14 protein-coding genes are annotated in these 14,472 nt (G+C 71.1%); 7 read left to right on the top strand and 7 right to left on the bottom strand.

Going from position 1 to position 14,472, the window contains the following annotated elements; translation table 11 throughout:
* Window positions 1–107: 107 nt before the first annotated feature.
* On the bottom strand, window positions 108–1,019 hold the full coding sequence (locus AC07B0_RS11335) for a LysR family transcriptional regulator (protein ID WP_356873844.1): 912 nt from the start codon (window positions 1,017–1,019) through the stop codon (window positions 108–110).
* A gap of 396 nt (window positions 1,020–1,415) precedes the next feature.
* Here AC07B0_RS11335 and AC07B0_RS11330 point away from each other — a divergent pair, with 396 nt between their 5' ends.
* On the top strand, window positions 1,416–2,423 hold the full coding sequence (locus AC07B0_RS11330) for a helix-turn-helix domain-containing protein (protein WP_356873846.1): 1,008 nt from the start codon (window positions 1,416–1,418) through the stop codon (window positions 2,421–2,423).
* Between the two features lie 54 nt (window positions 2,424–2,477).
* Here the strand turns inward: AC07B0_RS11330 and AC07B0_RS11325 are convergent, their stop codons facing one another.
* Window positions 2,478–3,137 carry an MSMEG_1061 family FMN-dependent PPOX-type flavoprotein gene (locus AC07B0_RS11325; protein ID WP_469378298.1) on the bottom strand — a complete coding sequence of 220 codons (660 nt, stop codon included), beginning with the start codon at window positions 3,135–3,137 and terminating at the stop codon, window positions 2,478–2,480.
* Window positions 3,138–3,300: 163 nt separating this feature from the next.
* Between AC07B0_RS11325 and AC07B0_RS11320 the strand changes: the two genes are divergently transcribed.
* Complete coding sequence (locus AC07B0_RS11320; protein WP_469378300.1) at window positions 3,301–3,621, top strand: hypothetical protein; 321 nt, start codon at window positions 3,301–3,303, stop codon at window positions 3,619–3,621.
* A 107-nt stretch (window positions 3,622–3,728) separates the two neighbouring features.
* Window positions 3,729–4,322, top strand: a complete 594-nt coding sequence (locus AC07B0_RS11315) for an N-acetyltransferase family protein (protein ID WP_478897717.1) — start codon at window positions 3,729–3,731, stop codon at window positions 4,320–4,322.
* On the opposite strand, the gene AC07B0_RS11310 is transcribed toward AC07B0_RS11315, so the two are convergent.
* Entirely contained in the window at window positions 4,310–4,705 is a 396-nt protein-coding gene (locus AC07B0_RS11310) for a hypothetical protein (RefSeq protein WP_469378304.1), read from the bottom strand. The two genes, AC07B0_RS11315 and AC07B0_RS11310, sit on opposite strands and share 13 nt — an antisense overlap.
* Before the next feature lie 194 nt (window positions 4,706–4,899).
* Here AC07B0_RS11310 and AC07B0_RS11305 point away from each other — a divergent pair, with 194 nt between their 5' ends.
* The 4 genes from AC07B0_RS11305 to AC07B0_RS11290 all read left to right on the top strand — a co-directional run bounded on the left by AC07B0_RS11305 (window position 4,900) and on the right by AC07B0_RS11290 (window position 8,470).
* Complete coding sequence (locus tag AC07B0_RS11305) at window positions 4,900–5,286, top strand: hypothetical protein (protein WP_478897715.1); 387 nt, start codon at window positions 4,900–4,902, stop codon at window positions 5,284–5,286.
* A 251-nt stretch (window positions 5,287–5,537) separates the two neighbouring features.
* Window positions 5,538–6,107: a DUF6434 domain-containing protein gene (locus tag AC07B0_RS11300; protein WP_469378308.1), complete on the top strand. Its 570-nt coding sequence runs from the start codon at window positions 5,538–5,540 to the stop codon at window positions 6,105–6,107.
* A 149-nt stretch (window positions 6,108–6,256) separates the two neighbouring features.
* Window positions 6,257–7,090, top strand: a complete 834-nt coding sequence (locus AC07B0_RS11295) for an SDR family oxidoreductase (RefSeq protein WP_469378310.1) — start codon at window positions 6,257–6,259, stop codon at window positions 7,088–7,090.
* Between the two features lie 129 nt (window positions 7,091–7,219).
* Window positions 7,220–8,470, top strand: a complete 1,251-nt coding sequence (locus AC07B0_RS11290; protein ID WP_469378312.1) for an MFS transporter — start codon at window positions 7,220–7,222, stop codon at window positions 8,468–8,470.
* 283 nt (window positions 8,471–8,753) lie between these two features.
* Here the strand turns inward: AC07B0_RS11290 and AC07B0_RS11285 are convergent, their stop codons facing one another.
* From AC07B0_RS11285 to AC07B0_RS11270, 4 genes are all read right to left on the bottom strand, one after another.
* Complete coding sequence (locus tag AC07B0_RS11285) at window positions 8,754–10,136, bottom strand: NUDIX domain-containing protein (protein ID WP_478897712.1); 1,383 nt, start codon at window positions 10,134–10,136, stop codon at window positions 8,754–8,756.
* On the bottom strand, window positions 10,133–10,939 hold the full coding sequence (locus AC07B0_RS11280; RefSeq protein ID WP_478897710.1) for a class I SAM-dependent methyltransferase: 807 nt from the start codon (window positions 10,937–10,939) through the stop codon (window positions 10,133–10,135). The genes AC07B0_RS11285 and AC07B0_RS11280 overlap by 4 nt, the downstream gene beginning before the upstream one ends.
* A gap of 62 nt (window positions 10,940–11,001) precedes the next feature.
* Entirely contained in the window at window positions 11,002–12,507 is a 1,506-nt protein-coding gene (locus tag AC07B0_RS11275) for an NUDIX domain-containing protein (RefSeq protein WP_478897708.1), read from the bottom strand.
* Window positions 12,508–12,584: 77 nt separating this feature from the next.
* A complete protein-coding gene (locus AC07B0_RS11270; RefSeq protein WP_478898171.1) occupies window positions 12,585–14,456 on the bottom strand; it encodes an ATP-binding cassette domain-containing protein in 1,872 nt (623 codons plus the stop codon).
* Window positions 14,457–14,472 lie beyond the last annotated feature (16 nt).

The following is a 14,472-nucleotide window of genomic DNA, read 5'->3' as shown; positions in this document are numbered from 1 at the left end:
CCGTGAGCGCGGCAAGGTGGCGCCGGTAGGTGGCTGCTCCGTCCTCGGTCAGACGCAGCCAGGCCCGTGGCCCACGTCCGACCTGTCCCTTCTCGGCCGATATGGGGTCAGGGTGTGGTGGCGGGGTGGAGCAGTCGGGCCGCCTCGAGGGTGGTGCGGGCGAAGGCGCGGGTGGCGGGGGTGTTGTGCGACTTCAGCCAGACGGGCGCCCAGTCGAGCCGGAGTGAGCCGGTGAACGGGACGTAGGCGATGTCGGGGCGGGTGTAGAACCGGGTGACCTGCGCGCCGACGATGCCCGCGCCGGTTCCGGAGGCGATCACTTGCAGGGCCTCCAGGAACGTCTCGATCTCGGGGCCCGGGGCGATCGGCCGGCCCTGTGGCGTGCGGTCGGGCCAGCGGTCCGAGAGCCACTCCCCGGGCTGTACGCCGGCGACGCGCAGGAGCGCGACGTCGGCCAGGTCCTCCAGGGTCACGCTTTCGCGCTGGGCCAGGGCGTGGTTCGCGGGCAGCCCGAGCATCAGCGGCTCGGAGAGGACCACCGGTCCGACGACTATGTCGGGTTCGGTGATCGGCAGGTGGAGGAGCAGGACGTCGACGTCGTCCTCGCGGAGCCGCGCCAGGGCGTCGAAGAGCTGGACCTCGCGGATGCGGACGCGCCAGCCGGGCTCGCGTTCGGGGAACATGCCGCCCGCCCGGTGGGCGATCTGGCCGGCGGCGACACCGATGAAACCGACCCGCAGGACGTTGGTGGTCTGCCGGGTGCTGCTGACGGCGCGGGCGAGGGCGGCCTGGATCTGCTCGTACGCGGGCCAGAGGTCGTCGTGCAGCTGGTGGCCGAGCGGGGTCAGGCGGACGCGACGGTTGGACCGCTCGAACAGCGGCGCCCCGACTTGGCGTTCGAGCTTCTTGATGAGTTGGCTGACCCTGCCGGTGGTCACGCGCAGGCGTTCCGCGGTACGCCCGAAGTGCAGCTCTGCGGCCAGTACGAGGAACGCTTCCATTTCCAGGCGTTCGAGCACGCGGTCCGCCACCCCCTGTTGAGCCTCGCTAAACGCAGGTTCCAGTATCTCTCGTTGATCAACCGGATTTCGCTGGGCACCCTGGTCAGATCGGCGCGGCCGCTGCGGGAGGCCCGCCACGAGGGGCCGTCGTGTCCCTCGTCCGGCTCGCGTACGACCGTTGAGGCTTCCTCAAGGAGTAGTGGTTGGGCAGAACAGTCGCGTTGTCCGGCTACCAGTGGCAGGCGCTCTTCCCGGCTGACCGGCCGCTGCGCCTCGCACGCGCGCAGCCACGCGCGGGGCCGCTCGCCGGACGGGCAGGTCCGGCAGGACCGGCAGGACCGGCACCGTCAAGGGGATGACGGAACGTTTCGGCTACGACACGCGCGCCTGCTGGGCGCGCACGGGGGTGGGGGAATGAACGACACATCGGGGCTGGAAGTCCTTGGCCTCAACAGAACCCAGGAGGCCGTCTACCGCAGCCTGTTGGCGGGATCGGCCGAAGGGGTCGAAGAGCTCAGTTCGCGCCTGGGGATCTCCACCGGTGACGTCGGCGCCTGTCTGGAGCACCTCCTCGACATGGGACTGCTCCAGCCCTCGCGGGACCGGAGCGGCACGCTCCGGGCGGTCAGCCCGGAGATCGGCTTCGACATCATCCTGCGCCGCCACGAAGCCGAACTCCTGCACCGGCAGCGGCAGATCACCCTGGGCAAGGAGATCGTGGCCCGGACCGTCGCCGCCTTCGCCCGCGAGCACGGACCTGCCGACTCCGAGACGGGAGAACGGCTGATCGGCCTCGACGCCATCCAGCAACGGCTGGAGACCCTCACCCGTCAGCTCCGCGACGAGTGCCTGGCCATCGAACCCGGCGGAGCCCAGTCCCAGGCCAGTCTGGACGCGGCCCGCCCCCTCGACGAGAGCGCACTGGACCGCGGCGTGCGCTTCCTGACGATCTACCAGGACAGCGCCCGGAACGACCCCGCCACTCACGCCCACGCCCGCTGGATCAACGAGCGGGGCGGTCAGGTGCGTACCTGCCCCGAAACCCCACCCCGCCTGATCGTGTTCGACCGGCGGATCGCGATCGTCCCGATCGACCCCTCCCACACCCGCAAGGGCGCTCTGTGCACGACCGCCCCCGGGATCGTCGCCGCACTCGTCGTCCTGTTCGAGCAGACCTGGGAGAACGCCGTACCCCTGGACGCCGACCCCCGTACCGAAAACAGGGACGGCAGGGGCCTGGCGCCTGCGGAACGCGGCCTGTTGAAACTGCTCGCGTCAGGCATGACCGACGAAGCCGCCAGCAAGCGCCTGGGTCTTTCCCTGCGCACCGTCCGACGTCAGATGGCCGCTCTGATGGAACGCCTCGACGCCACGAGCCGCTTCGAAGCGGGCCTGAAAGCCAGCCAGCGGGGCTGGCTGTAGCCGGCGCAACCCTCACCTGCGGGCCGGCGGTACGGCACTCGCCGGGCCGGCCGGTTACTCGTACCGGTACTTCAGTGAGTCCGCCTCATCCTGCTCGATGCCGGCGATCGTCAGCTCCGGCATCCGCAGCTGGGCCAGCGTCACCTCGGCGGAGGTCGGCTGGGCGTCCGCCGGCAGCCACTGCTCCGGCTTCCAGGCCCCGCTGCGCAGAAGGGACTTGGGGCAGTGCGGGTAGACCTCCTCGATCCCCAGAACCAGCGCACTGGCCGGCGGCTTGCCCACGGCGGTCAGCTGCGACAGCAGTTCCGGGCGGGTGGAGACGACAGCCCGGCCGTTCACCCTGAGCGTGGTGGTGCGCCCCGGGATGACGAACAGCAGTCCGGCCCGTCCGGTGGCGATGACGTTCTGCAGGGTGTCCAGACGCTTGTTGCCGGTCGCGTCCGGTATCGCCACCGTCCGCGCGTCCAGGACGGTGACGAAGCCGGCGGGGCCGCCGCGCGGGGAGACGTCACAGTTGCCCTCGGCGTCCGCGCTGGAGACCAGTACCAGCGACGAGCAGCCGATCAATCGCCGCGTCTGCTCGGTGAGTTCGGTCATCTGCTTCCGCACGGCCGAGTCCTTGGGGAGTGCGTAGGCGCGGCGCAGTGTCTCCTGGTCGGGCACGGCGTCGCGGCGGAGCGAGTCGAAGGCGCTGCCGGCAAGGGGTGTCGTCATGCCCCGACCCTAATGGGCTGACCTGCGATTGCTCTTGGTTGGCGAATGCGGGGACATCGATACCCGCCCGCTACGGCCGCACAAGGCGCGCAATTCATGCCGGAAAGGGCTGCGCGCCGTAGTCGGCCGCTCGTGTACTCAGTGCTGTGAAAGGCTGAGCGGCATGCCCCAACACCTGCGGTTCTTCTTCGAGTACGGCGTCGACACCCCGTTGTGGCCAGGTCCGTCGGGCACACCCGACCTCGACAGCCCCTACGGGTACCCGTGCGCCCCGGAGGAACTGCCCATCACTGCGGCTACCAGCCACGAGCTCACGCGGCTCGCCGACCTGTACCAGTCCTCACTGGACTGGGACCACCCGGCGGGTCCCTCGCCCTGGACCGGTGAGCAGGAGAAAACTTTCCGGTGCGAGGCCGATGCAGCACTCGCGGCCTTGCGCCGCGAGCTCGGCGACGGCTGGACGGTAGAGGACCGAAGGCGCTGAGCCACGCCGGCGGCCGACAAGCATGCCGCAGCCGGCCAGCTGCGGTGCTCAGTCACGCGTGCCCCGGACCGGGGCGACCGACAGCGAACCGAAAGGAGTCGACCCGCATGAGCCGCGCCCTCGACCTGCGCCACTACACCCATGCCGACCTGTCCGGGATACGGCAGACCCTCCTCGACGTCCACGCCGACGCCTACGCCGACGACCTGGACGACCCCTTCACCCAGCGCTTCCCGTGGTTCGTCGACCACTGGGGCGAACACCCCGCCTTCGCCTGCGTCATCGCCTACGACCAGGACAAGCCCGCGGGCTTCGCCTACGGAGCGCCGTCCAGCCCCGGACACGAATGGTGGCGAGACCACCTCGACCCGGCACCGGCGAAGGACACCACGTTCGCCGTCTCCGAGCTCATGGTCCGCCCGGCCTGGCGCAAGAGCGGTGCGGCCCACGCCCTCCACGAGACCCTCCTCGCCGCGCGCACCGAGGACCTCGCTGTGCTCCTCGTCGACACCACCCACCCCCGGGTACAGGCGCTGTACGAGCGTTGGCGGTACCGCAAGGTCGGCGAACGCCGGCCCTTCCCCGACTCACCCCTGTACGCGGTCATGCTCCGCCACCTGACCTCTCCGCACACCGACACCGCACGGGACAGCGGTCAAGGAGTGCCGAGAACCTGGGGCTGGCCCCGTCAGGATCGGTAGGGGTACAGGGCGACGCTCTCCGATCCGACGCTGATCTGTACCCAGGAGTCGTCCAGGCCGGTGGGGATGGGTGATGCCAGATCGAGCAGCACGGACCACTGGCCCATATGGAGACAGGCGGCGCCGTCGCCGGTCAGGCACAGGCGGCCGCTCATGACCACCCGGTCACCCTCCTGCCGGATTTCCGGCTTGGCGGCAGCGGCTGGCCGGGTGTTCTGGCCCCAGAGGATGTCCTCGTCGACGGTCCATTCGATGAGGTGCCGGCCGTCCGCTTCTCGCGGATCACCGCGCCAGAGCACCACGGCGGACCCGATGGGGGTGTGAACCCGAACAGTCATGTGCTGCTGCGGGGTCTGCGGCAGGCTCTCCGTGCGGACGAACATTGCCTCATCATCCACGACGCCACGTCTCAGAACCGACGAGGACGCCGTCGCGCTCAAGATCACGGGGGCGCGGATCACCGGCGTACTGGACCTGAAGCACGCCACGATCGACGCCGCCGTCCGGCTGAGCCGCTGCCAGTTCGAGGCGGGGGCGGGCGCGGCTCGGCGGGGCGCAGATCTCCGGGGCACTGTTCATGGACGACGCGGAGTTCGCGGCGCCGGACGATTCCGAGCCGGTGCCGCAGCTCAACCAGGCCGTGATCGGTGCCGGGGCTCGCATATATCAGGCCCTGGACCTGCTTCAGGCCCACCTGTCCCAGCCGGGCGACACAGCACTGCGGGCCAGTAGATGTGTCATCGGTGAACTCTGGCTGCTGCATGGTGATCGCATCGAGGACACTCTGAACCTGAGACGTTCCCGAATAGAGATCATGAACGTCGAACCGGGGATGCTGCCGGACCGGGTGCACATCAGCAGCCTCACGTACACGGTACTCACCCGCACGAGCCCGCCGAGAGGCGACTGCCCATGCTGGAGTGGGACGGCGACCGTTACGAGCCTTACGGCTAAGAGCAGTTGACGGCTGCCCACCGCCACGTCGGCGACGACGACGCGGCCCGGCTAGCCGGTCGTCGCGGGCGTGACGCGTTCGGTGAGCCGCCAATGACTACCCCGACGTTCCCCGCCGGCGGCGCCGTCGCCGAGTTCGTGCCGCGCGCATCCGCAGCGCCGGCACGACGAGCCCTTCGGCGCGGTGATCCCGTGATGCGCTGGGGTCGAGGGCCTCGCTCCTGCATGACCTGATGGCGTGAGGGTACCTATCATGGGGACATGAGTTCGAATATGGGCGCTGAGGCGCGACCGGAGCTGAGTGCGGCGTTGAGCGGCGACGAGCTGGCCCGCTGGTACTGGACGCTGGCCGAGCTGACCGCGCTCGCCCGGGAGATCGGGGTGCGGCGGAGCGGCGGGAAGGCTGCGCTGACGGAGCGACTGCGGGCCGCGTTGGACGGCGTCGCCCCGCCGGCCGAGCCGTCCCGGACGCGCAGCGCGGGCCGCCAGCTCGCCGCGCCGGTGACCGGCTCCACCCGGATCCCCGAGGGCCAGCGGTGCAGTCAGGTGCTGCGCGAGTACTTCCGCCGCGAGATCGGCCCAGGCTTCCACTTCGACGCGTACATGCGAACGTTCATTGCCGAAGGCGCGGGGCGCACCCTGGCCGACGCCATCGCACACTGGCATGCCACGCGCCGGGCCGCTGCGCGGCCGCAGGAGATCGGCTCGCAGTTCGAGCTCAACCGCTTCCTGCGTGACTGGCGTGCCGAACATCCCGCCGGCAGCCGTACCGAAGCGCTCGCCGCCTGGCGCGCTCACCGCGACCTGCCTCGTAGCCCGGCCGCAGGGTGACCGACCGGACCACCCCGGCAGCCGGTGCAGACACCCCGCGTGGACATGCTCGAACAGGGGAAACGCAGGGCAGGAACTTCCTGGACATCAAGCGTGATTGAGGTTCTACCGTGTCTCCTACGTGATCATCTGACGACGGGAACACGCCCATGATCCTCGTGACCGGAGCCACCGGAAACATAGGCAGTGCCCTCCTCAAGGAGCTGCACGCACACGGTGTCAGGCCGCTGAGGGGGCTCACTCGTGATGCCGCCCGAGCCACTTTCCCCGACGGGGTCGAGGCCGTGGAGGGCGACTTGGCAGAGCCCGCGTCGTTGAAGCCGGCGCTGGACGGGGTGCGCTCGCTGTTCCTCCCGTCGAGGCTGGGCCCGGACGCCGACATCCTCGAAGCCGCCCGGCAGGCGGGCGTCCAGCACGTCGTGCTGGTGTCGTCCATCACCGTCCGGACCCACCCGCACCTGGGCCCCGCCGGCGAGAACCTGGCGGTGGAACAGGCGCTCAAGGCGAGCGGCATGGACTGGACGGTCCTGCGGCCGACACAGTTCGCATCGAACGCCCTGATGTGGGCCGCGATCATCAGCGGCCACGAGACAGTCCACGCGCCGTACGCCGAGACCGCGCTGCCGACCATCCATCCCGCGGACATCGCATCGGTGGCCCGCGTGGCACTGACCGAGCCCGGCCACCGGGGACGCACGTACGCCTTGACCGGTCCAGAGCCGGTCACCGCCCGACAGCAGGTCGAGGCCATCGCGGCAGCACTGGGACGGCGGATTCCCTTCGCCGAGATCAGCCGCCGGCAAGCCCACGCCCGAATGGCCGCGGTGTTCGGCGCCGACGCCGCGGACGCGGTGCTCGACGTCACCGGCGGCGACGTCAACGACGAACTGCTGATGGTGCGCGACACGGTTTCACAGATCACTGGAATCCCGGCCCGTCCCTTCCGGCAGTGGGCTGCAGAGAACGTCGACGCCTTCCGCTGAACCGCGACCCTCGGGATGGGCCGGAGTCGGCGGAATGGGCGGGCGCGCGGGTTGTCGCCGGTAGCCGAGCGCGGCGTGAACCGTGGTGCAATCGCGGCGGGTTCTGTGACCGCTGCTAGCCTCCCGTTCATGATCAAGGGTGGTCTGGCAGGCCGAATAGGCCGCATGGCGGGGGACAACGGGCCGGAACGCGTGCTGATCGCCGCCAGTTTCACCAACCGGGTCGGCAACGGGCTGTTCAACGCGGCGTCGGCGCTCTATTTCACCTTGGTCGTGGGCCTGCCCGCGGTGCAGGTCGGCGCCGCGCTCACCATCGCCGGAGTGATCGGCTTGTGCGCGGGGATACCCGGAGGGCATCTCGCCGACCGGCGCGGGGCGCGCACGATCATGATGCTGGCCCTCGTGGTCCAGGCGATGTCGATGGCGGCCCTCGTCCTCGTCGAGAGCTGGGCCGCGCTCACGATCATCGCGACGGTCGACCAGATCGCCGCGGCGGCGGGTGGGGCGGCCTGGGGCGCTCTGGTGGTCCGGGTCGGGGGTGACCGCCCGGCCCGGTTCCGGGCGAAACTGCGCACCTTCGTCAACCTGGGCGTCATCCTCGGAACCGTCGGTGCCGGGCTGGCACTGGCCGCGGACACCCGCACCGCCTATGTCACGCTGATCCTCGGCAACGCGGCGAGCTTCGCCCTGTGCGCGGTGCTCCTGCTCCTGCTGCCCCGCTATCCGGTGCTGGCGGCCCCACCGCAGCAGCGCCGCTGGCTCGCTTTCGCGGACCGCCCGTTCCTGACGTTCACCGCCCTCTACGGAGCCATGGGACTGCAATACCCGGTGGTCTCCCTGCTCCTGCCGATCTGGATCTCCGAACACACCGAAGCGCCGCGCTGGACGGTGGCCGCACTGTTCGCCGTCAACGCCGCCTTCTGCGTACTGATGCAGACCCGGATCGGCTCCCGCATTGAAACCCCGCACGACGGCGGCCGGGCGTTCCGCACCGCGGGGCTGCTCTTCCTCGTCAGCTGCCCGATGATGGCGCTGGCGGCGTACACCCCGGTCTGGGCGGCAGCGGGACTGGTCCTGGCAGCGATCTTCGTCCACAGCCTGGGAGAGGTCTGGGAATCCTCGGCGGGCTTCGCCCTGGGCTTCGGCCTCGCCCCCGACCACGCGCAGGGCCAGTACCAAGGCGTACTCGGCCTCGGCTTCAGCGCGGGCCAGGCTCTCGCCCCCGCGATCCTCACCACGGTCGTGCTCGGCCTCGGCACGACGGGCTGGCTGCTGCTGGCGCTGTTCTTCGCGGCGCTGGGCGCTGCCGGCCCCTCCCTTGCCCGCTGGGGCCTGCGGACCCGGCCGCAGCCGGGCGTCGCAGCGGAAGTGACGGGATGACCAGGCAGCAGGAGTCAGCAGTCCTGCACCCCATTGGGTCAGCCCGCCGGCCGAGGATGTCGGCGACGGTGGTGGTGGGGGTTTCGGGCCGGGCCACGGCGAGCCGCTGGATCTCCGTCACGTGCTCGGCGAGCCGGCCGGGCGCATGCCGGCAGACACGGTGAATCCGTGCGCCGCGTCCAGTAGGTGGCGCGCAGTTGGGCGGGCCGGTCGTCCTCGTCGGTGACGAACACCGCGCCGACGCACGGGGATTCCTTTCGAAGGGGTGCGGTGGGCCCACCGGTCATGGGTGTCGGGTGGCGTGGAGTCGGCGCAGGGTGCGGTGCCCGCGTTCGGTCACCTCCGGGTCGTCGTGGCGGGTTCCGTAGGCGATGCCTGAGACGGCGTCGAAGGCGGCTTCGCAGTCCAGGCGGAGTTCCTCGGCCGGAGTGAGCGGTCTTCCGTAGCCGTCGAGGAACGCGGTGCGCAGGTCCGGGCGGCCGGTCCAGGTGTCGCTCAGCCGTGCCAGGTCCCGTGTCACGGTTGCGAACTCGGACCGCTCGAAGTCGAACAGCTGTGGTTCGCCGTCGTCGGCGAGCAGAACGTTGCGGTACTGCAGGTCCCCGTGGGTGGGTACGAGCGCGGGCCGAGGGAGGTCCGTGTAGGCGTTGGCCAGGCCGAGGAGCAGCTCCTCGTCGCCATCGGCCAGGTACGGCCGGGCGTCCTCCAGGTGGCGTTTGACCTTGTCGGCGGCCGTCGCGGATCCAGCGGGCTGCCCGGGCGCGCTGCCGTGGAGGGCGCGGACGAGACGGCCCAGACCGTGCTGGACGCGAGCCTCGCCGGCAGCGCTGAGGCGCATGCCGTGCAGCGGGCTTCCGGCGAGCGCGGTGACGACGACGGCCTGCGCCGCGGTGTCGGACGCGACGAGACGGGGAGCCCGCGGCCCGAGCGCCGGCACCCACGACCGGTACGCGGCCACTTCCCGGTCGTGGAACTTCGGCCCGCGGTGCCGTTTCAGGAACCAGGTGCCCCCACCGGTCCCTGTGAGCCGCCACACCCGGCTGCCGGCGCGCAGCCAGGAGACTTCCGTCGCCTGCTCGATCCTGCCGATGGCCTGCTCGGCGAACGTCCGCAGCCGACGGGGCAGTTCCACCCCGCCTGCCGACGGTCCGGCCAGCAGCTGGGTGCGGTCGGGGCCGTCCGGGCCGTACTCGACGGCGTCGCCCGGCTGCTGGAAGTGCACGGCGGCGGGCAGGCCGGCGCGGTAGGCGTCCAGCCCGGCCCGGCAGTACGCCACCATCGGCCCGTGGAGGGCGTCCAGCGGGTACCAGTCCATGCCGTCGCAGCGGTCCGGCTCCATGATCCGAGGCTGCCCGGACCACCTGCGCACCTCGAAGAAGACGCCCAGGCGGGAGCGGGATCCGATGGGCGGATGGTGGTGGACGGTGACGGCCGCGGTCACGTCCTCCGCCGCGACGACGACGCCGGTCTCCTCGCGGGCCTCCCGGATCACTGCCGTGACCATGTCCTCGCCCGGGTCGAGGTGCCCGGAGGGAAGGTGCCACAGCCCGGCCGCGTACACCGGCCCGGCGCGGCGGGACAGCAGTACCTCCGAGCCGCTCTCGCCGTCGCGGCGCAGGATGAGGTGGACGTCGACGGGCACGGTGTGCCGTGCGCCGCCGCTCACCACGAGGCCTTCGGGAGTCGGGCGAGGAGCACGGTGAACAGGAATTGCTCCTGAAGGAGGCCGTCTTGGGCGTGCATGTCGAGGAGGGCCAGTGCCTGGCCCTCGAACCGCGCGTGGTCGCTGAACAGGTCGGCCCGCGCGAAGCTGGTGGAACGCAGGTACCCGACCACCTCCTGCGGGGTCCAGGTCCGGGTGAGAGGGAACCGGTGCTCGGCGACGTCGCTGAAGGGAGAGTCCGCCAGGTCGTCTTCGTAGCGGCGGCGGTGCCTGCTGCAGGTGCCGGCGGTGCCCGCGCGGCGATCTGGGCCGAGGTGGGACTGGATGAGCTGTCTGAGGGCGGCCGTCCAGTCGGCCTGGTGGGTCCACAGGCTGCCGTCACCCATGATCGCGAGTGCCGCTCGTGGCGCAGCCACCCGGTCGGTCATGGCCAACACCTCGGGCCTCGCCATCCAGTGGAAGGCCCGGCAGCAGGTGACCAGGTCGGCTTGACCGCCGGGGAGCGTGGGGGCGAACTCTTCGGCCTGGACAGCGTGGAGGACCACGGTGCGCTGTCCCAGATGCGGGCGCAGGGTGTCGATCGCGGCGCGGAGCATGCCCTTGTCCGGGTCCACGAGGTCGAGGCGTGCGACGGGCGGCAGTGCCGGGAGCATGGCGAGGGCGACCTGGCCGGTGCCTGCGCCGAGATCCACGAGCGCAGGTTCGGCGACCCCGTCCAGCGTTGCGGTCAGGAGCTGCACCACCTCGTCGGGAACACCCGGCCGGTACCGGCTGTAGTCGGCAGCCACGGAGTCGAACAGGGTCATGTCTCTCCGATCGCGGGAGCGGGCCGTCATGGCAGGGTCGGTGGGGAGGTCGAACGGAAAGTTCACGTCCAGCCGAGTTCGGTGTAGACGCGCCCGGCTGTGATGCCTTCGACGGCAGCCCGGGTGTAGGGGACGATCGGCTGGGGGAGGGCGTCAGTGGGCCACCAGTTCCAGGACACGCACCGGTCCGGCTCGCACACCGTGGGCGTGCCCTGCCACCGCCGTGCCCGGAACACCAGGCCCATCCGCGGTTGGGCTCCCGGCGCGTCCACCGTGTGCACCAGGTGCACCAGCTCCACGTCGTCCGGGTCGATGACCAGGGCCGCTTCTTCCGCGGCTTCCCGCACCAGGCAGGCCACGGCGGATTCCTGTTCACAGTGCCCGGCGAGGAAGTGGTGGGTGGAGGCTGCGAACGCGGAGTCGGGGTGCCGGAGCCCGAGCAGGACCTTGCCGTCCTGCTCCAGGTAGAGGTGGACGCCCACGATGTGCGGAGCGCCACCGCTGCCGGCTCGCGGCCGGGGTCGCTGCCGCGGCATGTCCGGGGTGAGCTGTCGTCGTACCGCGCCGGCACGGCTGTCGAGTTCGGAGTGGGCGACCGCGTGCCGGCGTACCAGGTCCAGGGTGGAGGGGCTCAGCCGCAGGCGGGGCATCGTTTCGGGGTGGAACCAGGCGAGCATGACGCCCTCGGTGAGTTCGAGGTCGGCCGGCTCGCCGTTCCATCGGGCGGTGAAGTTCTGGACGGGTACGGTCAGGCCGTCGGTGCCGGTGGCGAACTCCACGGCGAAGGGCTCCAGTACAGGCAGTTCGAGCCCGGCTTCCTCCCGCAGCTCACGGCGGATCGTGGCCTCCAGCGAGACGTCTTCGGCCTCACGGCCGCCGCCCAGCAGGGAGCACGCACCCGGCTCCCAGATCCCGGGCAGGTCGTCCCGCAGATGGAGGAGGTAGCGGCCGTGACCGTCGTGGATCAGCGCGGAGGCGTTCACCGGCTCGACCCGGCCGTCGAGGCCGGAGACGACGAGCTTGGCCCGCACCGTCGGCGATGCCACCTCGTCGACGGGGCACCACCGCGCGCCCGAGACCTCTTCGGCCTGCAAGGTGATCTCGGCGGTGGTGTCGACGAGGCTGAAGACGAACCGGAAGTCGTAGTGCTGGTGGGGGACTTCGCCCTTCGCGGGGTTCGCGTCGATGTCGTGGACGTCGATGTCGAAGGGCTCGCTCCCGTACTCGGCGGTGACGCACAGGGCGCCAGGCGGGAGGCCGGTCTCCTCGTGGACCTCCCGCAGCGTCGCTTCGAGGAGGGTCCGGTCGCCCTGCTCGACGTGGCCACCCGGCGCGCGGAGTTTGCCGCCGGCCTTGTGGCGGATGTGCAGCACGCGCCCGTCCGGGTCGATCACTATGGCGCTGCACGTGACGTGCCCGGGCCGCGTGGAGCGGTTCGTGGGATCGTCCCCGTCACCGTTCCCCGCCTCCAGCGCCCGCACCAGCGGTTCCAGCAGCTTGGCTTCGGCAGGGTTGCGGACCAGGTAGGCGGTGACGAGGTCGCGGATCTGGGAGCGAGTGGGCGGCAAAGTGGCCTCGCGATTCAGGGAAGCGGATGGGGGAGGGACCGTCGGCGGGGTGACACGGGCCCGGTTGGCCGGGGAGGTCATGTCCGGTCCTTGGTGGGTAGCGTGTCGTGGTTGCCGACGGGCTGCCCGGGGACGCGGTCGGCGAAGGCCGCGGCCTGGACGAGGTAGGCGTCGCGGAAGTCCCCCGTGCCGGTCTTCTCGTCCATCAGCACGTCGAAGGTCCCCGATTCCGCGACCCGCCCCTCCTTCAGGACATGGATCAGGTCGGCATGGCGCACGGAGTGCAGGCGGTGCGTGATGAGGACGATGGTCTGCCCGGTGCTCGCGGCCAGGGCCCGGATCTGGTCGAAGACCCGCTGCTCGGCGACGGCGTCCAGCGCGCTGGTCGGCTCGTCCACGATGAGGATCTCCGCCTGCCGGTACTTGGCGCGGGCGATCCCCACCCGCTGCCACTGGCCGCCGGAGATCTGGTGCCCGCCCCGGTATCCGCGGGCCAGCAGGGTGCCCAGCCCGCGCGGCAGGCCGGCCAGGACCTCGTCGGCCCCGGAGTAGGCGGCCGCGTCCTGGACGGCGTCGTCGTCGATCGGACGGCCGGACTCGCCGATGCCCACGTTGACGCGGAAGGTGAAGGGCCAGTGGAAGAAGTTCTGCGACATCAGCGCGACCCGGGCGAACACCTGCGTGCGGTCCGCCGTCCGGGCGTCCACGTCGTCCCACCGGATCGTCCCGCCGCCCTCGTCCGGCAGGTAGAGGCCCGCCAAGAGCTTGACCAGGGTGGACTTCCCGGATCCGTTCTCGCCCACCAGCGCGATGATCTTCCCCATGGGGAAGGACAGGCTGACGTCCCGCAGGGTCGGTTCCGGCTGCTCGCCGCCGCTGCCGGGGTAGGTGAAGGTGACCTCCTCGAACCGGACCTCCCGCACCCGCTCCGGCAGCGGTGTCCCGCCGGCGGGGATGGCACGGGCCTCGGCCTCCCGGCACAGCCGCTCGTAGTCGGCGACGAACAGGCTCTCCTGGTGCAGCTCGGTGATCTCCAGCACCAAGGAGTCCAGGCTGGAGGCGCCCGTGCGGATCGCCAACACGGCCGTTCCCGCCACGGCCAGCTCCATGGCCCCGCCCCACAGCAGCAGCCCGAGCGCCCCGTACGTGAGCAGGGTGGCCATGCCGCCGGCGCCGTCCGCGACCAGACCGATCCGCGCCGCCCGCCGGGCCAGCCGGGTCTGCTCCCGCTCGCTGGTCTCGGCCATCTGCCGGAAGTGCCCGAGCAGGAACGGCCCGACGTCGTGGACGCGCACCTCGGCAGCGGCCTCCTGCTCGGTCAGCAGCTGCCCCAGCAGGTGCCCGGCCCGCGCGTGCTGCACGAAGGTGTGGAAGCTGATGTAGCGCTGCTTGGAGATGGTCAGCGAACTCCACGCGCTCGGCAGGGTCATCAGCACCAGGAGCGGCAGCAGGACCGGGTGCAGGATGGTGAGGACCCCCGCCGCCGCGGTCAACGAGATCGCGGAGTTCAGCGTGTTGGTGCAGTAGCGGATCATGCGGCGGGCGGAGTCGGCCCCGTAGCGGGCGGCGTCCAGCAGCCGGTGGAACTCGTCGTCCTCGACGGCCGCGAGCTCGACCCGGTGCACCAGCCCCAGATAGCGCTCGGTCGCCACCCGCTGCACCTTCGGCTCCAGCGTTCCGGTCGCCGCCGTGGAAGCGGACCGCAGGAGTGATCCGAGGAGCGCCGTCACGGCCACGACGAGGAGTGCGGGCACCGCCCGGGCCAGCCGCTCGTTGGTGGTGCCGTCCGTGAGGAGGTGCCCGAGCACGCCGTTGACCGCGACCAGTCCGACGGCCTGGGTGACACCGCGGCTGATCTCGGCGCCGAGGACGACCCGAAGGGCGTCGGCGTCGGCGAGGTGCGCGAGCCGCATGCCCGTGCCGACGAGCCGGGGCAGGCCCTTCGCCATCGTCCACAGTCCGAGC

It is taken from the genome of Streptomyces sp. NPDC044704 (genome assembly GCF_056433525.1).
The sequence above is the reverse complement of the archived record's forward strand: the minus strand, read 5'-3'. Positions and strand labels throughout refer to the sequence as shown.